Origin of the sequence: Shewanella sp. 10N.286.48.B5, from assembly GCF_002874355.2 — a bacterium.
GTDB lineage: Bacteria > Pseudomonadota > Gammaproteobacteria > Enterobacterales > Shewanellaceae > Shewanella.
Map to the genome: position 1 here is coordinate 2,175,980 of NZ_MCVG02000001.1, position 21,760 is coordinate 2,197,739.

Consider the following 21,760-nt stretch of genomic DNA (forward strand, 5'->3'; position numbering starts at 1 on the left):
TAAGCGTGCTGATTTAAGTTAATAAACCATTCAATCAGCATCAATGTGCGTATGGTACTGTAATTATGATTGCGACAAAAGAATGATGTTATTGCTAATGCTACTCACAACACAGAACTCGTCAGTTCGGTTAGCGTTTCTTTGTCAGTATTAACTGTTGCCAAGGCTAGCTAGCTTGCTAACTATTAGTGCTAGGACTTAGTATCACTTTCGGGGTGATAACTGAATACCTGATCTAGCGGCAGTTCAAACACTTCAGCAATTTTAAAAGCCACTTCAAGAGTGGGTGAATACTTATTAGACTCAATGGCCATCACGGTTTGCCTAGTGACACCTATTAATTCAGCAAGCTGCTTTTGTGTCATTTCACCATTTAAAAAACGCAAGGTGCGGATAGCGTTAGAAATCGCCGGTTTACTCATAAATATCACCTGTACGCCCCTTGTATAGCTGCACCCCATAAAATGCCAGCTCAGCACACAAAAAAGACACCACTAAAATATGCAGCGGCGCATGAGCAAAGCCCAATTGTGATAGACCAAGGTCATTGGCTTCAACACTGTATTGCACTATGGCCAGTATCACGCCTACATTCAAAATAATCGCTGAATACTTATAGCCAATGAGATTAATTTGTTTTTCGCGTACATCCATAGGTTGTGACAGTTCATCGTCTGTGATTAATGCCAGAGCAATGTAGCTCACCACCATTAGCACTACTGAATAAATTATAATTTCTAAAAAGATACCTGAAATCCACTGTATTGAAGCTAATTCTTCAGGGCTAGCATGAAATAAGCTGCTACCATAAAAATAGAAAATATAGCCCGTTACCAGTAAATCAACGGATAAAGTGACTTCTCGAAAGCTCGTTTCTTGCAGCCATTGCAGTAATTTATTTGCATTACTCATGTTAATTAAACCTCACTTAATGTTAACTATTTTTGACACGCTTTTAGTTTAGGCTAACAATCAACCATGTCAAATATTTTTAACCTTGGGTTAACAAATTAATGCTTTTATCGCTTAGCTGTCTGCGGGGTGATTTATACCATCGTTAAGCACAACATCATCAATATCAAAAGGATTAACACCTTCTAAGCAGCCAATGTTATAGCCATATTCTGTAGGATTAGAGCGACGTTGATGGTGGGTATAAATACCGCAATGGCGACAAAAGTAGTGCTTAGCAGTGTGGGTATTAAATTGATATAACTTGAGAGCATCCGCGCCTTTTACGATTTGAATGCCAGCTAATTCTACCGAGCCCACAATGGCGCCTTTTCTGCGACAAATTGAGCAATCACAGCGTCTTGGCTTTTCAATGCCATTGGGTAATGAAAGTGATAATACAACCGCGCCGCAATGACAACTGGCTAAGTGTTTCGACTTTATAACGGTTTCACCGACCTTGGTTAGCATAATATATCCTTATAAGACTCTGACATGGCGGTACAATTTAGCAGAAAATTTAATCTGAATGAAACGCGATCAAAAAAGCCCAAGATAAACTTGGGCTTTTGAATCTTAAAACCTTTAAGATTTAGAATGGCATTTTCATTCCTGGAGGTAATTGCATACCGCCAGTGACTTCAGCCATCTTAGTCTTTTGGTTTTCTTCGATGCGACGTGCTGCGTCATTGAATGCTGCAGCAATAAGATCTTCCAACATTTCTTTGTCGTCTTCCATCAAACTAGGGTCGATGTCAACTTTACGAATGTTGTGTGAACCCGTCATGGTCACTTTAACTAAACCTGCACCCGCTTCACCGGTCATTTCAGTGCGTGCGATTTCTTCCTGCATTTTAGCCATTTTGTCTTGCATCATTTGGGCTTGTTTCATTAAGTTGCCCATACCGCCTTTTCCAAACATAGTCTTTTCTCTTAATTAGGTTATTAGCAAGCAGCCAAAGTGGGGCTAATCTTACTGAAAAAAAATAAATTGGCAATAAATCCGCGGCTATTGCTATCAAAGTTTTGACGCCTATAACGCTTTAGCTGTTTTATTGAACAGTCAATGCTGGAATTTGTTGCCCTATCGCCTGTAGCTTTTCAACCGGATACACTAAAGTATCTGGATTTAGCTGAGCCGCTAAACGAGTAAACATCCATTGTACTTTGTCATCGTTAATTAAAGCGTAATTTGCATTAGCTAATAACTCTCGATGAAATCTTTTACGCAATTCAAGTGGGGTTTCATGTTGTGGATCAAGCCCAACCTGAATTTGCACCTTTGTGTCTTCGCCCAAAAGCTCCGATAAGGCAATTTGTAATTGCTCAATCGCCACTTCGGCGGATAAATGTTTTTGATCCGGTTTAAGTAATAACGGGATCGGATTGTCCAGTCGTTGGCATACCGAATTAACGGCGAGCTGTCTTACCCTGCCGCCTATGCTTAACTGCGACATAATTTTGTACCAGTGCAAATCTAGGCTATCACCTGAGATTTCATGGTGACCGTTTAATGCCACTTCAGTCGATACGTGAGCGACTGCTGTCTCAGCCACTGGGGCATTATTCTCAGCTGACGCTATGGCAGTGTGTGCATGCTGACGACTTCCCGGCTCCTCATTAACAGCGCTTGTTGGCACTTCAACGGCGGCGATAGTAGTTTGTGCATTGTCAACTGCCATGTTAGTTGCTGCACTATGGCTCACCTCAGGCTCAGTTGTTGCTATTGCAGTTAAAACTGAAGCTGCAGGTAATTCAGTGGGCTTTTCCCATGGCGGTCTATCTGCTGCATCATTTGCTGCATCATTTGCTGCACTTGTGTTTACTTGCGTGGTTACATCAATAGTAGCATCAACTGTGGCGGTATTTTCAATCGACTGCATTTTCGCTTTGGGTGCAGGAATTTTAATACTTGGATTGGCTACCGCCTGTTGCTTTTTTGCTTGTTCACCTTCTTCGGCTAGCGAATTTAATTCCGCCTTTAATGAATCATTGGTAGCGAGCACAGCATCAAGTAAAGCATCCATGTCGCTTAAGTCAGCTTCTGTAGTATCAACGGTTGTTTGCTCAAGCTTAGCTTGCGCGGCACTAGTTTGCTGAACATTAGCTTGCGGAGTACTTGCTTCTGCCTGCTGATATTGATTGTGATCGTCGTTATCAAATTCAGCATAAGATTCGTCACTTGCCTGAGCAAACTGCTCGTAGGCATCAATGGGCATCTCATTTGACGATGTTGTTGATGTGACAGGCTGAGTTTCAATTGCTGGCGTTTCTACTCTAGGTGTTTCTACTGCAGCGGCTTTAACTGCTGGCGCTGCAATAACGCCTGAGTCAACTGCTTGCGTTTCAGTCGCTGCTTGCTGATTGAAACCTAAACTGTCAGCTTGACTAAGGATAATAGCTTGCTCTGCGGCTATCTCGGGAGCAGCATTTAGATTATCGTCCTCAGCTGCGATACTTGCAGTTTGTGGCAGCGTTATTGCCGCAGACACAGAACTGCTATCAACTGCAGTATTGCTTACTTGGGCTGGCTTAGTAGCCGTTATTGCTTCATTGTCTGCAACTGAAGCGCCTGCATTATTTGTAGCAGTGTCAGCCTTCGAGCTAACCGGCGCCGATTTAACCGTTTCTGGGGTCACGGGGTCTGGCGTCAATGAAATCGTTACTGGCTCATCGGTGTGCCAACGTTTAACGGGCTTTTCAGGTACAAATGCCACGGCTCTAAGTAACGCCATTTCAAGACCTGATTTAGGATCAGGAGCAAAGCCTAATTCTTTGCGACCCGTTAACAATAACTGATAGTAAAGCTGCACTTGCTCAAGGGTTAATTGCTGAGCAAAGGCTAAAATTTGTTCGCTGTATAACGACTGCTGCGCCGCGGCTGGCGCAAACTGCGTTAAGGTAATTTGGTGGAGTAATTCCAATAAACTGCGCAGCACCTCATCGGCATCTGCGCCAAAACTCAGCACTTGCTGAATAGTTTGCATTAAGTTAGCAATATCGGCATCACATAAGGCTTTTAGCAGCACTAAGACTTGCTGGGCATCAATACTGCCAAGCATGGTTTGCACCTGTTGGTGCATCACTTGGCCGCTACCAAAGGCAATCGCTTGATCGGTTAAGCTCAGGGCATCACGCATACTGCCGTTAGCCGCTTTTGCCAATAGTGTTAATGCTTGGGGCTCAAAGGTTAATTGCTCTTGAGTTAAGATAAAATCTAGCTGCTTAGTAATTTCATCTTGAGACAGACTTTTTAAATTAAATTGTAAACAGCGAGACAACACAGTCACCGGCAATTTTTGCGGATCTGTGGTGGCCAGTAGAAATTTCACATGCTCAGGCGGCTCTTCAAGGGTTTTCAGTAAGGCATTAAAACTACTTCGAGACAGCATATGTACTTCATCGATTAAGTAGACTTTGTAACGGCCTCTTGAAGGCTTATATTGCACGTTATCAAGTAGCTCACGGGTATCATCGACCTTAGTTCTTGAGGCCGCATCCACTTCAATAAGATCAACAAACCTGCCTTGGGCTATTTCAACACAACTTGAACACACGCCACAAGGTGTCGAAGTGACCCCTTGCTCACAGTTAAGCCCCTTAGCAAATAGGCGCGCTAAACTGGTTTTACCCACACCTCGAGTGCCAGTAAATAAATACGCATGATGTAATCGTTGCTGTGTGAGTGCATTTGTAAGTGCCAGTAGAACATGTGACTGCCCTACCATTTCTTCAAATTTGGCAGGGCGCCATTTACGGGCTAACACCTGATAAGACATGGAATTCCCCAAGCTTTAATGAAACGGGATGATCTAAATAATACCAATGGTAATTAATTGTACCCGAAAATAAAAATAACAATAGCATGCTCATCAATCACAGGCTATTGCTACTCTAAAAGGCTGGATAATTTGCTGAAGATTCAATCGATGCAGAGCAAAAATCAGGCTTTATTGAGTTAAGCTCAACAAAGCCGCTAACATATTATGCGTGCTTGGCTATTCGCCTTCAAACTCACATAAGGTCAATAACTCAACCCCTAAACCTTCAAGACGTTTTTCGCCGCCGATATCTGGCAGAGAAATAACAAATGCAGCGTGCTTAACTTCGCCGCCTAATTCACGGATTAATTTTACCGTTGCTTCAATGGTGCCGCCTGTAGCAAGTAAGTCATCAACGACCAATACTTTATCTTCAGGGGTGATCGCATCTACGTGAATTTCTAAGGTGTCTTTACCGTATTCAAGATCGTATGTTTGCGCAATCGTCTTTCTCGGCAATTTTCCCGGCTTACGTACGGGTACAAAACCAATACCAAGCTCTAATGCTAATGGCGCACCGAATAAAAATCCACGCGCTTCAGTACCGACAACTTTAGTGAAACCTTGATCTTTATAATGCTCTACAAATAAAGCGATAGTGGCTTTATAAGCTTCAGAGTCTTCTAAAAGGCTGGTGACATCGCGAAACATAATGCCTGGGATTGGGTAATCAGGAATAGCTTTAATACTGTTTTTGATAAGCGCTAAACGTTCTGAGTTCATAGTCATATTAGATAATCTATTGTAAAAGGAATGTTTTAATAGCCATCATTTTCAATATCATTAGCTTGAAATTGAAAATATAGTTTCTGGCATATCACTCAATGGCAGTGATACTAAGCATGTTTTAAGATAGTTGCAACTAACGAGCAAATTAAAGGTAACTTTTAATCTAACTCTGGGATCTGCCACAGATAAACCAGTAGGCAACATAACATGCAAGCGAGCATCACTTTCACCCAAACTAATGGCACAATTAAAATGCTCACAACAAAGCTTAAGGTGGTCATTATCATGGCTTTTTTCTTCAACCGTTTGTTGATTGCTCGTTTATCTTGCCAATCATTTAACCCTTGAGCAAACCAAGGATGAGTCATCAACCAGTGATGCATCCGCGTACTTGAGCGGGCAAAACAATAAGCAGCCAGCAAGATAAAAGGCACTGTTGGTAATAAGGGCACCACAATACCAATGGTGCCAAGCGTTAAGCTCGTTAAACCAGTAATGAGGAACAAGCCTCGTTTTAACGCCATATGACTCCAAGCCCAAATCAAAAAAAACCATTCAATAGAATGGTTTTTGGATAACCGACTCTATGACTTAACTGAGCGGTATAATAACTGAGATTGGCAGTTAAATTAAGCCTGCAAGTCGCAAGGCAGATAGAGACGCTGGTAGCGTTGGTAACAATAAAACAAGAATAAAACCAATAAAATACATAATGTTAAATGGGTCTTTAAACGGCTGACTCATAGTTTTTACTTCCTAACAGTAATGTTGGCCGCCTTACAGCAGCGTGAACTGGATCACAAAATTCGCGCTATTGTATGTAAAAAGACTTTTAATATAAACCACAAATTAAGTAGGAGTTTTATCCACTGTTTAAGCCTGTGTTAACGAACAGATAACCCTTTTGTCGGCCAATTGTTGCAACATTTGCAAGCAGCCATTAGATAAGGTTTCCGGCGTCATCTGTGGGTAGGTCTCGCTAAGCCATGTCAATACATCATTAAAGTAACATTGCTCGGCTTGAGCAATATAGGCTAACACTTGGGCTGTTAATGGGTTTAACTTTAAAAAGTTAACTTCATCATGTTCATCGCGATAAACACAAAAGCTTTGCCCCTGCTCACTGGGCTCTGTGGGTTGGTAATCGACACTGATGTGCTGCACATCATATTGATATTGCGCCACAGTGGCGGTCACTGACAGCTTTAGCGGTAGCTCGGTAATCAAGTCTTTGGCAATTGGCTGCTCATTAACATCATCGAAAACAGTGGCAATATATAACTCTAGCCATTCGTAATGTGCTAGCTCCAACATAAAGGCAGGGTCGTAATCCGCAGGCTGATATTGAGTTTGCAAAAAACAGATAAACTCTTGGGATATTTCAATAAATATGGGGGTTTTACAGTCAAAACTTACAAAAAACTGTTGAATGAGTTTGGTCCATGCATCATCAGTATAAAGACTTTTCAGTACCGGAAACGCGCCTGACACAAAGCCATTGATGTTATTGAAAAATAGCTCACGGTAAACATTCATTCGCTCAAATGTCATGCCTTGTGGCAGTGGCTTGCTGGGATCGCGAATATAATCCATAAAGGCTTGTTGAGTGTTAATAAAATCCATTAAGCACTCCTTTTGATCGCTTTTGCGGCTTGTTGATAGCGATGAATTTGATTGATCTCTTGCAGTAATTCAGCGGTTTTGGGGATATTAAAGTCACGCTCTAATAATGTCGGAAACACCCCATGTTGCTGATAACTCTGTTGCAATAATTGCCAAACAGGATCAATCACATCAGCGCCGTGGGTATCGACCATTAACTGGGATGATTCTTCATAATGACCCGCGATATGCATATATTCAATCCGCTTGGTCGGCATTGAGCTGAGAAATTCAGCGGCATCATATTGATGGTTTATTGAGTTTACATAAATATTATTAACATCAAGCAGCAGTTTACAATCTGCCTCATCCAGCACAGCATTAACAAATTGCTGCTCAGTCATTTTCGCACCGGGCGCAGCGTAGAAAGACACATTTTCTAAAATAAACGGCCGCTCTAAAATATCTTCAACTTGGTTAATACGCTTTGCAACATAAGTTACCGCTTCTTCGGTAAAAGGGATCGGCATTAAGTCATACATGTGGCCGCTACCAGAGCAATAACTTAAGTGCTCAGAGTAGATATTGATTTGATGGCTATCTAAAAAGCGTTTTACTTGCTTAACGAACTCAGTATCTAACGCATGTGGGCTGCCGATAGATAAAGATAAACCATGGCAAAAAAATTCATGTTGCTCTGTAAGTTGCCTAAACTGCTTACCAAACTTACCGCCTAGGGTCATCCAGTTTTCAGGCGCCACTTCGAAAAAGTTTATTTCATCAGGCACATGCTGACAAAACTCATCAAGCATTTCTCGGCGCAAACCCAGTCCCACTGTTGCTTGTTTTGCCATTTATCACCTCAAACACACAATTAATCAGTTAAATTAATGAAAGTTACCAACTAAAAAGGCCTGTATAACAGGCCTTATATTGGCGTAGATTTAATCGGCATGAAAGCTATAAATCGATTTCTGCTGCTAAATCAGCCTGCTAATAATCAGATTGATTATTTAGCACCACCACACTTACCTTCACCACATTTGCCTTCTTTGGCTTTACCTTCAGCCGCTTTTTTCATCTCGCCGCCGCACTTACCTTCACCGCATTTGCCTTCTTTGGCTTTTTTCATATCGCCGCCGCATTTACCTTCACCGCATTTGCCTTCTTTGGCTTTTTTCATATCGCCGCCGCATTTACCTTCACCGCATTTGCCTTCTTTGGCTTTTTTCATATCGCCGCCGCATTTACCTTCACCACACTTGCCTTCTTTAGCTTTTTTATCGCCGCCATCTAACTGATAACCTGAATTCATTTGCTCAAAACCAAATGGATTAGCCTCTACAGACGTAGATACGCCAGCGGTTAATACGACTGCACCTAATGCCAATGCGACTGTTGTTTGCTTTACTGAGTTCATAATAATTTCCTTAAATTCAAACTTAATAATGATGACCAACAACAAACAGTGCTGGCTTACAGATGAATAGACCTACAACCTGCTACTTTTATTTCACATTAATTGATCTAAATCATCATTTTTTATTAAAAATATTGCTAGAGAAGTTCTCTAATGATTAAGGATAGGACAAAATATTCATCTATCAACTTGATATAAAAGATTAAATATTCAGTTGCAGCAGATAACAGTGAATTCAAATACTTGAAATGAATTTGTATAAAAAATTAAACTCGCTAGAATAGCGCTCCTTTTATAGTTAACCAGGTAGTACTGTGCGCGTAGTCTTAGCTCCGATGGAAGGCGTCATTGATGATTTGATGCGAGAAATTTTATCTGAAATCAACCCTTATGATTTGGTGGTAACCGAATTTGTGCGGGTGATTAATCAGTTACTTCCTGAGAAGGTTTATCATAAGTTATGCCCTGAGCTGCGTAATGGCGGTTTGACCGCATCAGGCACCCCGGTAAGAATTCAATTATTAGGGCAACATCCGCAAGTGATGGCAGAAAACGCCCAGCGCGCGGTTGAGCTAGGCTCATGCGGTGTTGATGCTAACTTTGGTTGCCCCGCTAAAATGGTTAACCGCAGTAATGGCGGCGCAGTATTACTGCAATACCCGGATAAAATTCACGATATAGTCAAAGCAATGCGTGATGCAGTACCAGCAGATCAACCTGTTACTGCTAAAATCCGTCTCGGTTACGAAGATAAATCATTATTTATGGAAAACGCTATCGCTGTGTATGAAGCGGGTGCTACCGAGCTTGCTATTCATGCTCGCAGTAAGACTGACGGTTACAAGCCGCCTGCTTATTGGGAATACATAACCGAGGTGCGTGAGCGTTTACCTATCCCTATTATTGCTAACGGTGAGATTTGGAATAGTGATGATGCTAAGCGCTGTATGGCAGTTACAGGCTGTGACAGCATAATGCTGGGGCGCGGGGCAATGTCTCTGCCAAACCTTGCTGCCACCATAAAAGGCGTTGAAGCGCCTTACACTTGGTCACAAACGCTAAATTTGTTACTGAACTACACCCAAAAGCAGTTGGTTAACAAGAAAATTGATTATTACCCTGCCCGAGTAAAGCAATGGTTTACTTATTTGAATAAACAGTACCCTGAAGCTGATGTGTTATTCAGAGAGCTCAGAGTGCTTAAAACGGCTGAAGGTATCATTGCCATTTTAGAAAAAGCCCATGAACAACAGTTAGCGACTAACGGCTAACTTAAGCAGTCTTTTTAGCATTAACAGCTTTCATTAACTGAGAACTCATTTCTGTGATGGGTTTTCGGTTAAACAAACTGCATAATTCTTTTTGAGTCAGCAATTTGCCCCGATACAGACCATCATTGAGCTATCCCCTTCGCTATCTTGCTTAATTTACAGCACAAAATATAAGATTTTGCGCGTTTAGTTACCTACTTAGTTCACACTATATAAATAAAGCCTAATACTGAAATCCCAAATTAACTCTCAATTGATCTCCATCATAGTAAGCATATTGATTAACGGTAGACTGGATAACCAGTGAAATGAACAAACTAATTAGGTGATCTTGTGAACACTCAAGACGTACAACAAATATTATTGCAACGAGAAGCACAGTTAAAATATGAACTTGTACATCAATTAAACCAACAAACTCAGCCTTCTGCTCAAGTTCAATTTAATATGAGTTTGACCGAGTTGATTGAACTCATGAGTGAGCAGCGATTAACTGACACCCCTCTATTTGGACAACTAACCCGTCTTGATGCCGCTCTTTGCCAGCTTGAACTTGGCCTCTATGGTTTATGTTCTGACTGCGAGTCTGACATTGAAGCGGAGCGTTTGGCCGCCGATCCCACTGAGCAGCGCTGTGCTCACTGCGCTGAAAAGTACAACCAACAACATCGTCATGAGCTTAAGCTAAGTCATTAATTGGCCTGTATTACTAATGCACTTATATCATGCCAATAAACATTACTCTTCACTAAAGGCTTTATAGTCGCTGCGATTAATTGCTTTTATAAATAAAAAAACCTCCGCAAGCGGAGGTTTTTTGGTTTCTTATACAATCCCCTCAATAATATTGAAGGCCAAAATTCTAAGTTTTTTTAGAATTTTTGCGTATAACTTGCTGTATATGTACGACCGTATAAATTATAAAGTGCTGAGTCATAAGCAAGATTTGAATCTAAAACTGGATCTTCATTGGTGATATTACGAACACCTAATCCGAACTTACCATTCCACGATGTAGAGTAACTATAACTTGCATCGAAAGTAGTTTGCGAATTCAGTTTACCAACTTGAGCATATGTTTCTGGATCTATTGTTTCAGCCTGCCCATCAATATATTGAGTTAATAATGATGCTGCGTGATCGCCGTATGACCAATCGATTACCCAAGTAAATCTGTATTCAGGTAAACCATTACGACCAATTTGATCATTTACAGGGCCATCGAAATATTCTTCATCGTTGTATGCAAGAACCCAAGTCAAGTCAAAGGTAGTCCCAAAGTCACCAACTGCAGTTTCAAGACCTGTATAAGTTATATTAAAATCAATACCAGATGTATCAAATCCATTACCATTTACTTGAGGAGTTGTTGCTTCTAAGATTTTACCGTCAGCATTATCGCCCGCTCGTATAATTTCACCGCGAGACAAGTTACCGTATCCTACACTCGCTTCTTCTTTTAACAATGAGTCTAATGAAACGAATTGAATAACATTATCAACAGATAAATGGTAGTACTCAGCTTTAGCACTTAAATCATCAGTTAGATTCCAAATTAAACCCATGTTATAGAAGTCAGATGTTTCAGCTTCTAATTCTGAGTTAGCCGTTCGAGTAACATCGTATTGAGCGGAAGGACAATCAACAGGTGCTGTGCCCGCTAATTCACAAACATGATAATCCGTCGCGTAGTCTGCACTGTATGAATCTGCGGCATATAAATCTGTTAATGCAGGAGCTCTAAAACCTTGTCCCCAAGAAGCTCTAAGTACTAAATCATCTACAATGTTATATCTTAAAGCAACTTTTGGTGTTGTCGCATTACCAAAATCAGAATAATCATCAAAACGAAGAGCAACGTTAAACTCTAAGTCATCAGTAACGGGTATAATTGACTCACCAAACACAGCAAATACATCTCTATCGCCGCCAGAACCGTTACCCGAAGAACCAATTACTTCCCCTGCCGCAGACTCAGCATCAACTTTAGAAGTATATTTATACTGAGCGAACTCTGTTCCAAAATAGAATCCAACTGTACCAGCTGGTAATTCAAATGCCTCAAAGTTTATACCGGCATTAACACTTTGAAACTCCATAATATCTTGAGCTAGAACATCGTGGCTAATTGAAGCGACAACAGCAGCGTTATTACCTTCTGGGCCAAAGTTAAAATCGCCAGACTTAACAAGCGCTTCTACTGTAGGGCGATGAACATAACCTGAACCGTAGTTACTATTTTCAGCTAAGTTATAGTGATATGTGAAATCCCAGCCAAAGTCATCGTGTGAACCTTCTAAACCAATTTGGATATCGGTACTATAGTCGATTGTGGTCGAATCACGAGTACCTACATCTGTAAAACGATAATACGTACGACCAGCATTTTCGTTCTTCGAGGTGCCTAGATAGTTCCCATTTTCGTCATAGTTTTGAATATCAATCTGTCCAGCATCGACATTAAACCAACCAGCAGCAGGAGCAAAACGACCAAAAGTTTCATTGCGAGAAAATAAACCCTGACCAATAAATGTTATTTCATCAGAAATTTCATAATCAGCATTTACATAGCCAGCAGTATAGCCTCTTGAGGCATGGTTTGCAGCTTCTGAAGTGTAGTCATAACCACAGATAAAATCGCCATCACCGTAATCATAAACATGACCACCACCTACCATTTTATCATTGTTACAAGCATCCATTGGGCTAAACTGGAAAGTTGTCATATCTAAGAAGTTTCGAGCGTAGGCTGAAACACCTGTAGTATCGCCATAGTTTGGAGCTAATACATTAGTAGAGCTTGTGAACCAACGATCTCTTTGATAAATAATATCTCGATTTTGATGCTCGAAAGAGAAAGTCATACTACCTTTATCACTATTGACACCACCAACTACGTGAGTTTTCCACTCTTCGCCGCCAGCCTGTTGAGGGTTAGTCATAGTTGCAGAAACCTCTACACCTTCATAACCTTTCTTAGTGATAATATTAACAACACCTGCAACAGCATCTGAACCATATACAGCTGATGCTCCGTCAGTTAAAACTTCAATACGCGCAATAGCTGCTGTTGGGATTGTATTTAAGTTTACTGCCGTTCCACCCATAGTTGGTGAACCTGGCATACGTTTACCATTTAATAGAACTAAAGTTCTATCAGCACCGGCACCACGTAAATTAATATTTGATTGACTCTGCCAAGTACTACCTGAAGATTCAGAAAAAGAACCAAAAGTATTTAGATTTGAGCGACGCAATACATCGGCTACTGACATTTCACCAGTTTTTTCGATTGCGGCAGCATCAATGGTAGTAATTGGTGATGAACCTTCCAAATCGGTACGTTTAATGCGAGAACCAGTAACCTCAATTCTTTCTACTTTATCAACTTGAGCTTCTTCTGCAGCGCTAACAGAAAAAGTTGAAGTTGTTGCAACGGCTGTTGCAGCTACAGTTAATAAACCACGGCGAATAGCCTTAGCTGTCAAAGATAATGAACTCATTATTATACTCCCTTCGTTATGTTCTAAATAAAGCCACAACGTTATATTTTTATTTTTTAAGTTAATAGCTCCTATTAACTGAGGTTAATATTGTTAAATAAAGACGAATTAGTCAACATCTTTTACAAATAAATAAACAACCACTTGAGCATCTATATACAAAACAAGTAAGTAATAATTACATAATAAGTAAACCTTTTATTTACAACGCCTTACATTTAAAAAAACAAACAATGTTACCGCCAACTGATACTAATGTTACCAGACTGTAACCGGTAACATTAAAAAGGATCAATAAACGAACAGCTCAGCTTAAATAAATAGATTAAACACCAATTAAAAGTAACACCAAGATCATATAAATCAACACTTATAACAAACCATTAACCTAAGTAACCTTTATTTATTATAGTTTAATTTTATTTCATTATTAAATCGCCCTTTAAAATTAACATTTAGATAGCATTTTAGTTCAATCTCTTCAGTCAAAAGTGCGTTTGGTTTCAATTTTGTATTACTTTTCACTTGGCGGTAGTGAAATATATCTAGCTTAATCTTGATAGTTCGAACTGGACTTTGGACTTGGAACTTGGAACTTGGAACTTCGGGCCTGGGGCTTGAGACGATGAAGTAAAAGTTAGAATGGGGTTTTATAGAAGAGTAATTTTACTGAGTTGTTATGGCTGGGGTGATAATTACGAAGTAAGCAACAAGCTTGGGTAAGTCAGAAATAAGGGCATCTCTACGTTGCTGGATAGACAGGCATAAAAAAGGAGCCATAAGGCTCCTTTTTAAAATCAATGTAGAATTTAGCGTGTGCGTGCACACAACTCTTCTGCACTGAAGAAGTAAGCAACTTCACGTTCAGCAGATGCTACAGAATCAGAACCGTGAGCAGCGTTCTCATCAATGCTTTCTGCGAAATCTGCACGGATAGTGCCTTCAGCAGCTTCAGCTGGGTTAGTCGCACCTAAGATTTCACGGTGAGCTAGAACAGCGTTTTCACCTTCAAGCGTTTGAACCATGATAGGACCAGAAGTCATGAATGCAACTAAAGCACCGAAAAAAGGACGCTCGCTATGCTCAGCGTAGAAACCTTCTGCTTGCTCTTTAGTAAGGTGCACCATTTTAGAAGCGATGATCTTAAGACCAGCAGTTTCAAAACGGTTGTAGATAGCACCGATGTGGTTTTTAGCAACTGCATCTGGTTTAATAATTGAAAAAGTGCGTTCGATCGCCATTAGAAGCTTCCTTTAGATAACAAGTATTTTTAAATTCGCGCGGATTATACGTAATTTACCCCGTAATGCATAGCGTTATTGATGTCACATAACCAAATTGTAATCATGTGAGCTAGGTTATACAAAAATTGTGATTAAACTCATACTTACAACGAATGCTGTTGGAAAGATTGATTAAGATAGCCCAATAGCATTTTAGGTAACTGCTCCACAAATTTAGCACTAGACATCGAACATGCAATTGCTGGGGTCAATGTAGGATATAAGATCTTATCCAGCAAACTATTTATCAGCATATAAATAACCATATCGGCTGCTTGTTGCTCAACGTTTGATGGCGCTATGGTCACAGTGAACTTCAACAACAGCTTAGAAAGTCGATTATAGGTTTCATTCCTGCTTAAGGTAGGATTAGAAAAAATAGTGTCCGGATGCAATCGCGCATTAAGATGAATAGTTCTAAAAACACTGCGTCTGCTATCAAGAAAATCAAATGTTTGCTGACACATCAACAAAACTTGCTGTTCTAAGGTTTCACACTCTATCAATTCTAATTCATCAACCCATTGAGATAATTCGCGCCCAAAGTCATCGTATAACAAAGGCAACAAGGCTTCTTTGTTCTCAAATCGACGATAAAACGTCCCTACAGACACCCCTGCACCTTCAGCTAATTCTTTAATACTGATATGTTCAAAGTACTTAACCTTTAATGCATCTTGTAAAGACTGCAGAAATTTATCATGAGTCACTTGGCTACGTTTTTGTTTTGGGCGTAAATCTATGGCTAACATGCATTTTTCCAGTTCGAAATCAGGGAGGAAACCAAGGTAACAATCCCAGTGTATTGTTACCTTAAGCATCATACAATTTCTACTGGCTAAACTCTAATTCAACAGGTCATTTACTGCGCTGTTAAGTTAATGTAATCCTACTATCGCTTTATTATCAGCAACGATTTTTTTAGTGTCATAGCCAATGCCATTTTTAAATACTACTGGCATGTCTTGAATACGACTAATATCAACACTCAAATCGCCATTTATTAATACTAGATCAGCATTTTTACCGACCTCAACTGAGCCAATAGTTTGCTGCTTATTAAGATAGTTTGCTGCATTCAAGGTGGCGATTTTAATCACTTCTTCGACACTAAAGCCTGCTTCATAAAGTAGCTCAATCATACGTTGATTTGAAAATCCAGCGACGACCCCGCCATAACCGGTAGGATCCGTTCCGGCCATCAACAAGCCGCCAGCTGCAACAAACTTCTTTTCTAATTGCATCATTTTATTAAACACGACAGGCCAAGTAGCATCTTCTTGCTGAGAGATAGTGAGCCAACGATTTTGATACTGCTCCCTAACTTGTGGAATAAGCGCTTCTAATGCTAATGGGTAGGCTTGTGGTCGCCCTTTTGTGAACGTTTCATAAATAGTTAGCGTAGAAGTAATAGCGACTTTCTTTTCGACTAAATAGGCAATGAGATCATTGACCTCAGGTGAATCAATATCTAAATCAACTAATGACTGATGTGCCCCTTCTGGGCACATATCTTTCTGTTTGTCTTTAACAAAATCAGTTGCGGCAAAGAAACCATGTTCAAGGTTATCAATTCCCATCTCAGCGGCTTCTCGGTAAGTAATAGAGCAAAGATGTGCTGTCACTTTATGATCCCGCAAATGCGCTTGCTCTATGACTGTTTCAAGCTCTTTTGTACGAATATTAATATAGGCTTTATATGACGTTACCCCTTCAGAAACCCAGTAATCTATCATTGCCTTAGCATTTTCTGCATCCCGCAGCGCTTTGAGTTTTAGAATTGGCAGCCCAGGACCATTTAAATACGGCGCAGTAACATCCATAGCAGGCCCAATAGTGTCACCTGAGTTAATGGCATCTCTTACATTTAAATCCCCGTAAGGTGAAGTGGTGCCAGCAGTCCTTACCGTGGTTGCACCGCCAGCTAGGTAAAGTTTGGGAAAGCTGTGGAGCATTTCGGTGTAATGGGCATTTCCGGTGGGATAAAACATATGCTCATGCATCATGATCAGGCCAGGAATTAAGGTTTTTCCCTTACCATCGATGATAGTGACGTCCTCTGCAATCGTTGTCGAAGCAGAAGCCATTATCGTTTTAATTTTCCCAGCCTCAATAACAACAGTTTGCGCTTCCTTAATTTTACTGCCAGTGCCATCGATGATATTGACATTGGTAATTGCAATTTTAGGTTGATCATATGATACATAACCACTCGCCACAGCACTTAAAGAAATACTGTAAAGCAGCATACCTAATGTGCAAAACAATTTAGATTGATTCATCCTTAACCTTATTCAAATTTATTTTGAACAAGATGATATCGTGCAAACAGATTTATGTAAATCTAGATTCACATTAGGGGCGGTTTTTATTGTTATTTTGCAGCAATACATTCAATTTCAATGCTGGCACCAAGAGCGAGACCTTTGACTGCCATAGTACTTCTTGCGGGATATGGGGAACTAAAATGCTGCTTATATACCTGATTAAATGCTGAGAAATCTTCAATATCCGTAAGCATCACAGTGCACTTAACCACATCTTTCATTTCATAACCCATTCGACCTAAAGACCCTTTAATGCCTAATAATGTCGATTGAGCTTCCGCAACGATGCCACCTTTAACTAAGGTCTTAGTCTCAGGGTTAAATCCTATTTGACCAGATAAATAGACAGTCCCGCCGACTTTCACCCCTTCAGAAAATGGCAAGGTCATGTCACCTTGCTGGGTATTTAAAAAACTAACTTCACCCTCTGTATAGCTACCAAGATTTACTGGCAGCACTTTCTGTTCAGAACTCTGCACAGCATTAACATAAAAACTCGCTAAAATAGATAAACTGACGATCAATTTCATTGTCATCCCTTAATATTATGGTGTTGTTGAAAATGTGCTTATGTCATTTAAAGTATTCAACCAAGGTTGTGCTGAACGATGCCAGATTTGCATAACCGGCGTTAATTCATTTCTTTGATCCACAACCCCTAAACGAATTCCATACACCCTAGACTTATCACCAACGGAAGTGGCGTACATTGCTGAGCCACATTGCTGACAAAAACCTTGGGCTCGTTGATTACCACTTTCGGCAACTTTGATGTATTCCTTTGGCGTGCCTTTGATAAAATTCATACCGTCAACTTCTGACATCACTACCGTCCTAAAGGCGCTAGCCGATAGTAATTGGCAATCAGTGCAATGACAGATGACAACTTTTTCTGGTAAAACCTTGGCAGTAAAAACTAACTCACCACAATGGCAATGTCCGGTGATGTTCATATAGTCCTCTAGATAAAATGATGCCAACTTAGTTTGCGAATACAAATTCACAAACAAGATAGTTACATTAATTCAACATTGCAACTTAAAATCGTGTCAATGAGTAAAGAAGTAAATTGCTTTAGAGATAATTAGCATAACGAACATAAAGAATATCGAGCGAAGGGGGATATGAATAATGACGCAAAGAAAAGTTAACTGTTTCTAAAAATTGTCCAAAAAAAGCAACCTCTATAGATATAGACGTTGCTCAATTTATTACACCCGTTAACTGTATTTGAATATTCTAGCCTTCACTGACCATATTAACGGTATACTTTGGTATCTCGATAACCATATCAGTATCAACCACTTTAGCCTGACAAGCTAGACGACTTTCAGGCTCTAAACCCCAAGCTTTATCTAGCATGTCATCTTCCAATTCATCACTTTCTTCTAGCTCATCAAAGCCTTCACGGACGATACAATGACAAGTGGTACAGGCACATGACTTTTCACAAGCATGTTCAATATGAATGCCATTTTTTAAAGCAACGTCTAAAATCGTTTCGCCTATTTCTGCTTCAAGAACTGCTCCATCAGGACACAGCTCTTCATGGGGTAAAAATACTAACTGCGGCATTTGTTCACCTATATATTATCGACAGACTGGCCTTTCAGTGCTGTTCGAATTGAATTATCCATACGACGATTAGCAAACTCTTGGGTTTGTGCATCTAACGCTTCAATCGCTTTTTCAATCGCGTCAGTATCATCGCTTTGAGCGGTCACTTGTAACTGTTCAATGGCGCTATAAATAGCACTGCGCTCTTGCTCATTTAATAAGTCCGCATCTTTTGCTAATGCTGCGGTTAGTGTTTCCACTACTCGAGACGCTTCAACTTGCTGCTCAGCTAGCATACGACGGCTAATGTCATCTTTAGCATGCTTCATTGAATCTTTCAGCATAGTCGCTATTTCAGAGTCAGATAAACCAAATGAAGGTTTAACCTGAATCGTGGTCTTCACTTCGGTTGATTTTTCCATAGCGGTTACGCTAAGTAAACCATCTGCATCCACTTGGAAGGTCACGCGAATATGCGCAGCGCCGGCTGCAAGTGCTGGAATACCATTTAAGGTAAAGCGCGCTAATGAGCGACAATCGTCAACCATTTCACGCTCGCCCTGCACCACATGAAATGCCATCGCCGTTTGACCATCTTTAAAGGTGGTAAACTCTTGAGCTCGCGCCACTGGAATGGTGGTGTTACGGGTGACGACTTTTTCAATCAGCCCACCCATAGTTTCGATACCCAAAGACAATGGAATAACATCAAGTAATAATAAGTCAGATTCTGGTTTGTTACCCACCAAAATGTCAGCCTGGATCGCAGCGCCAATGGCAACCACGCGATCAGGATCGATTGAGGTTAACGGGGTTTTCTTAAAGAAATTTTCAACTTGTTCACGTACTAAAGGCACGCGAGTTGAACCACCAACCATTACAGTTTCGATAATCTCATCAGTACTGACATCGGCATCACGTAACGTGCGGCGACAACTGGCAATGGTTTTTTTCACCAGTGAACTGATCAATGTTTCAAAATCAGCTTTAGTCACTTGTGTTTCTACGCGCTCAGCATTATCTAACGTAATCGATGCTATGCAGCTCTCAGATGTGGTTAAGTGCTCTTTAACTCTTCTCGATTCAATCAATAATTGACGTGAAAGCGTGGCAGACAAATCAGTTAAACCAAAAGCTTGCTGTAGATGTGCTTGCAATAAATGGTCAAAGTCATCACCACCTAACGCAGAGTCACCACCAGTGGCTAATACTTCAAACACGCCGCGATTTAGGCGCAGTATTGAAATATCAAATGTGCCGCCCCCTAAGTCGTAAATGGCAATCACACCTTCTTGTTTTGAATCTAAACCATAGGCAATTGCTGCTGCCGTTGGCTCATTGAGTAAACGTAATACTTTAACACCTAATAGCTCTGCTGCATCTTTAGTGCCTTGACGCTGGGCATCATCAAAATAAGCCGGTACGGTAATCACCACACCTTCAAGATTGCCACCTAATGTCAACTCGGCGCGAGCAATAAGAGGCTTTAAAATTTCAGCCGAGACTTGCACGGGGTTAACAGCACCAAAAGCAGTATTAAAAATCGGTAAGCCATTGTCACTTGAGCTAAAGTCGTAGGGTAACTGTTGCTCTTTTGCTTGAATATCAGCAAGGCTTCTACCCATAAAACGTTTTACTGAAACAATGGTATTTTTAGGATCTTGGGCAGATTGTGCTTGCGCATTAACACCAACATCAATAGATTCGGCATTATAATGGACCACAGAAGGAAGAGAATGCTGTCCGTTATCATCAACTAATGTTGATGCTTCGCCACTTCTAACAGCCGCTACTAAAGAGTTTGTGGTACCTAAGTCGATACCAACAGCGAGACGATGCTGATGGGGCGCGGCGCTTTGACCGGGCTCAGCGATTTGAAAAAGGGCCATAGTAATCCAATAGTTTATTAGTGAACATTCATCGATTAAGTCAAAACAAAATGCTCTGTTAAAAACAGAGCATTAAGTTTACCAATCCATTAGTCTAGTAATGAATCTTCAATTTTAGCGAGTTCATCTTGCAATTTTGCCATAAATTTTAGCTTTCTGATCTGATCTGCCGCTAATAAATTATCATTATCGGTGTCTTTAACCAGTAAAATAGCAAGGCTTTGCGAGAGTGACTTTTCAAAATCAGCAAAAGAGTCAAATAAGTCACTGATTAAGTCGTCGGGTTGCTGGCTGTGCTCGATATCTTCTAATGCTTCACGCCATTCCATCTGCTGCATTAAAAATGCAGTGTCTTTAACTGTGGTGGTTTCATGGCTTATATCAATACCACGAAGGCTCAATATGTGTTCGGCACGTCTGAGCGGATTCTTGAGAGTCTGATAACCATCATTAACTTGTGCAGTACGCTGCACGGATAATAATTTTTGTTGCTCAGATCCATTAGCGAATTTATCGGGATGAACCGCCCGTTGCAGTTCGCGGTAGCGTTCTGCAAGTTGGGCGATATCGATATCAAAGGAAGGTGAAAATTGAAATAACTCAAAATAATTCATTGGCAGATATCATGCTCTTTGATTGGTGATTTGCGATACAAGCTTCATAGTATAGATTAACTAAACAGTGAAACTTTCACCACAACCACATTCACCTTTGGCATTAGGGTTGTTAAATTGAAAACCTTCGTTTAGGCCTTCTTTAACAAAATCTAACTCTATACCTTGCAGATAAATAAAGCTTTTGGCATCTATGATGATATTAACGCCTTCGATGTCATAAACTTCATCGTCGTCATTAATTTCATCGACAAACTCGATGACATAAGCCATACCTGAACAACCAGATGTTCTTAACCCAAGGCGTAAACCTAAACCTTTCCCACGATTTACTAGAAAAGATTTAACTCTATCAGCCGCAGCTGGGGTCATTGTAATTGCCATCTTAACTCCAGGTATTACTTATCTTGCTTTGATTTGTACTCATCCAACGCTGCTTTAATAGCATCTTCAGCTAAAATTGAGCAATGGATTTTAACTGGTGGAAGCGCTAACTCTTCTGCAATGTCTGCATTTTTAATCGTAGCGGCTTCTTCAACAGTTTTGCCTTTAACCCATTCTGTTACTAATGAGCTTGATGCAATGGCACTACCACAACCATAAGTTTTGAATTTAGCATCTTCAATGATGCCATTCTCGCCTATTTTAAGTTGTAATTTCATTACATCACCACATGCGGGTGCACCTACCATTCCGGTTACCACTGATGGATCATTTTTATCAAATGAACCAACGTTACGTGGATTTTCATAATGTTCGATTACTTTTTCGCTGTAAGCCATAACAATTCTGC

23 protein-coding genes are annotated in these 21,760 nt (G+C 40.4%); 2 read left to right on the forward strand and 21 right to left on the reverse strand.

The annotated features are described in order from the left end of the window. Nucleotides 1-191 precede the first annotated feature (191 nt). From BCU57_RS09350 to BCU57_RS09395, 10 genes are all read right to left on the reverse strand, one after another. Nucleotides 192-422, reverse strand: a complete 231-nt coding sequence (locus tag BCU57_RS09350; protein WP_102436328.1) for a helix-turn-helix transcriptional regulator — start codon at nt 420-422, stop codon at nt 192-194. Beyond that, nucleotides 415-912, reverse strand: a complete 498-nt coding sequence (locus tag BCU57_RS09355; protein WP_102436330.1) for a hypothetical protein — start codon at nt 910-912, stop codon at nt 415-417. The genes BCU57_RS09350 and BCU57_RS09355 overlap by 8 nt, the downstream gene beginning before the upstream one ends. Before the next feature lie 114 nt (nt 913-1,026). After that, nucleotides 1,027-1,422 (reverse strand): GFA family protein, encoded by a 396-nt coding sequence (locus tag BCU57_RS09360; RefSeq protein ID WP_102436332.1) that lies wholly within the window; start codon nt 1,420-1,422, stop codon nt 1,027-1,029. Between the two features lie 121 nt (nt 1,423-1,543). Then, nucleotides 1,544-1,873, reverse strand: a complete 330-nt coding sequence (locus tag BCU57_RS09365; protein ID WP_076542292.1) for a YbaB/EbfC family nucleoid-associated protein — start codon at nt 1,871-1,873, stop codon at nt 1,544-1,546. 130 nt (nt 1,874-2,003) lie between these two features. Beyond that, on the reverse strand, nt 2,004-4,730 hold the full coding sequence (gene dnaX / locus BCU57_RS09370; protein ID WP_102436334.1) for a DNA polymerase III subunit gamma/tau: 2,727 nt from the start codon (nt 4,728-4,730) through the stop codon (nt 2,004-2,006). A 219-nt stretch (nt 4,731-4,949) separates the two neighbouring features. Beyond that, nucleotides 4,950-5,501, reverse strand: a complete 552-nt coding sequence (apt, locus tag BCU57_RS09375) for an adenine phosphoribosyltransferase (RefSeq protein ID WP_198589273.1) — start codon at nt 5,499-5,501, stop codon at nt 4,950-4,952. Nucleotides 5,502-5,659: 158 nt separating this feature from the next. Then, entirely contained in the window at nt 5,660-6,025 is a 366-nt protein-coding gene (locus tag BCU57_RS09380; protein ID WP_102436336.1) for a YbaN family protein, read from the reverse strand. Nucleotides 6,026-6,374: 349 nt separating this feature from the next. Further along, entirely contained in the window at nt 6,375-7,124 is a 750-nt protein-coding gene (locus tag BCU57_RS09385; RefSeq protein WP_102436340.1) for a DUF2063 domain-containing protein, read from the reverse strand. Further along, on the reverse strand, nt 7,124-7,957 hold the full coding sequence (locus BCU57_RS09390) for a DUF692 domain-containing protein (protein WP_102436342.1): 834 nt from the start codon (nt 7,955-7,957) through the stop codon (nt 7,124-7,126). Before BCU57_RS09390 ends, BCU57_RS09385 begins: the two co-directional genes overlap by 1 nt. Nucleotides 7,958-8,112: 155 nt before the next feature. Continuing rightward, nucleotides 8,113-8,523 carry a hypothetical protein gene (locus BCU57_RS09395; RefSeq protein ID WP_303411207.1) on the reverse strand — a complete coding sequence of 137 codons (411 nt, stop codon included), beginning with the start codon at nt 8,521-8,523 and terminating at the stop codon, nt 8,113-8,115. A gap of 314 nt (nt 8,524-8,837) precedes the next feature. On the opposite strand from BCU57_RS09395, the gene dusC reads away from it, so the two are divergent. Both dusC and BCU57_RS09405 read left to right on the forward strand, forming a co-directional pair. Continuing rightward, on the forward strand, nt 8,838-9,794 hold the full coding sequence (gene dusC, locus BCU57_RS09400; protein ID WP_102440381.1) for a tRNA dihydrouridine(16) synthase DusC: 957 nt from the start codon (nt 8,838-8,840) through the stop codon (nt 9,792-9,794). 333 nt (nt 9,795-10,127) lie between these two features. Next, a complete protein-coding gene (locus BCU57_RS09405) occupies nt 10,128-10,490 on the forward strand; it encodes a TraR/DksA family transcriptional regulator (RefSeq protein WP_076542304.1) in 363 nt (120 codons plus the stop codon). Nucleotides 10,491-10,666: 176 nt separating this feature from the next. Here the strand turns inward: BCU57_RS09405 and BCU57_RS09410 are convergent, their stop codons facing one another. The 11 genes from BCU57_RS09410 to iscU form a co-directional block, all read right to left on the reverse strand. Then, nucleotides 10,667-13,297: a TonB-dependent receptor plug domain-containing protein gene (locus tag BCU57_RS09410; RefSeq protein WP_102440382.1), complete on the reverse strand. Its 2,631-nt coding sequence runs from the start codon at nt 13,295-13,297 to the stop codon at nt 10,667-10,669. Nucleotides 13,298-14,106: 809 nt separating this feature from the next. Beyond that, a complete protein-coding gene (gene ndk, locus BCU57_RS09415; protein WP_102440383.1) occupies nt 14,107-14,538 on the reverse strand; it encodes a nucleoside-diphosphate kinase in 432 nt (143 codons plus the stop codon). Nucleotides 14,539-14,684: 146 nt separating this feature from the next. Further along, the gene (locus tag BCU57_RS09420) at nt 14,685-15,332 is read right to left on the reverse strand and encodes a TetR/AcrR family transcriptional regulator (RefSeq protein WP_102440384.1); all 648 of its coding nucleotides are present in this window, start codon (nt 15,330-15,332) and stop codon (nt 14,685-14,687) included. Between the two features lie 126 nt (nt 15,333-15,458). After that, nucleotides 15,459-16,862 carry an amidohydrolase family protein gene (locus BCU57_RS09425; protein ID WP_102440385.1) on the reverse strand — a complete coding sequence of 468 codons (1,404 nt, stop codon included), beginning with the start codon at nt 16,860-16,862 and terminating at the stop codon, nt 15,459-15,461. 92 nt (nt 16,863-16,954) lie between these two features. Then, the gene (locus BCU57_RS09430; protein WP_102440386.1) at nt 16,955-17,437 is read right to left on the reverse strand and encodes a Rid family detoxifying hydrolase; all 483 of its coding nucleotides are present in this window, start codon (nt 17,435-17,437) and stop codon (nt 16,955-16,957) included. Between the two features lie 15 nt (nt 17,438-17,452). Further along, a complete protein-coding gene (locus BCU57_RS09435) occupies nt 17,453-17,860 on the reverse strand; it encodes a GFA family protein (protein WP_102440387.1) in 408 nt (135 codons plus the stop codon). 286 nt (nt 17,861-18,146) lie between these two features. Next, a complete protein-coding gene (fdx, locus tag BCU57_RS09440) occupies nt 18,147-18,482 on the reverse strand; it encodes an ISC system 2Fe-2S type ferredoxin (protein WP_102440388.1) in 336 nt (111 codons plus the stop codon). An 8-nt stretch (nt 18,483-18,490) separates the two neighbouring features. Beyond that, nucleotides 18,491-20,353 (reverse strand): Fe-S protein assembly chaperone HscA, encoded by a 1,863-nt coding sequence (hscA, locus tag BCU57_RS09445; RefSeq protein ID WP_102440389.1) that lies wholly within the window; start codon nt 20,351-20,353, stop codon nt 18,491-18,493. A gap of 89 nt (nt 20,354-20,442) precedes the next feature. After that, the gene (hscB, locus tag BCU57_RS09450; RefSeq protein WP_102440390.1) at nt 20,443-20,967 is read right to left on the reverse strand and encodes a co-chaperone HscB; all 525 of its coding nucleotides are present in this window, start codon (nt 20,965-20,967) and stop codon (nt 20,443-20,445) included. Nucleotides 20,968-21,027: 60 nt separating this feature from the next. Continuing rightward, nucleotides 21,028-21,351 carry an iron-sulfur cluster assembly protein IscA gene (gene iscA / locus BCU57_RS09455; protein WP_102440391.1) on the reverse strand — a complete coding sequence of 108 codons (324 nt, stop codon included), beginning with the start codon at nt 21,349-21,351 and terminating at the stop codon, nt 21,028-21,030. Nucleotides 21,352-21,365: 14 nt separating this feature from the next. Continuing rightward, a complete protein-coding gene (gene iscU, locus BCU57_RS09460; protein ID WP_076542320.1) occupies nt 21,366-21,749 on the reverse strand; it encodes a Fe-S cluster assembly scaffold IscU in 384 nt (127 codons plus the stop codon). Nucleotides 21,750-21,760: the final 11 nt, after the last annotated feature.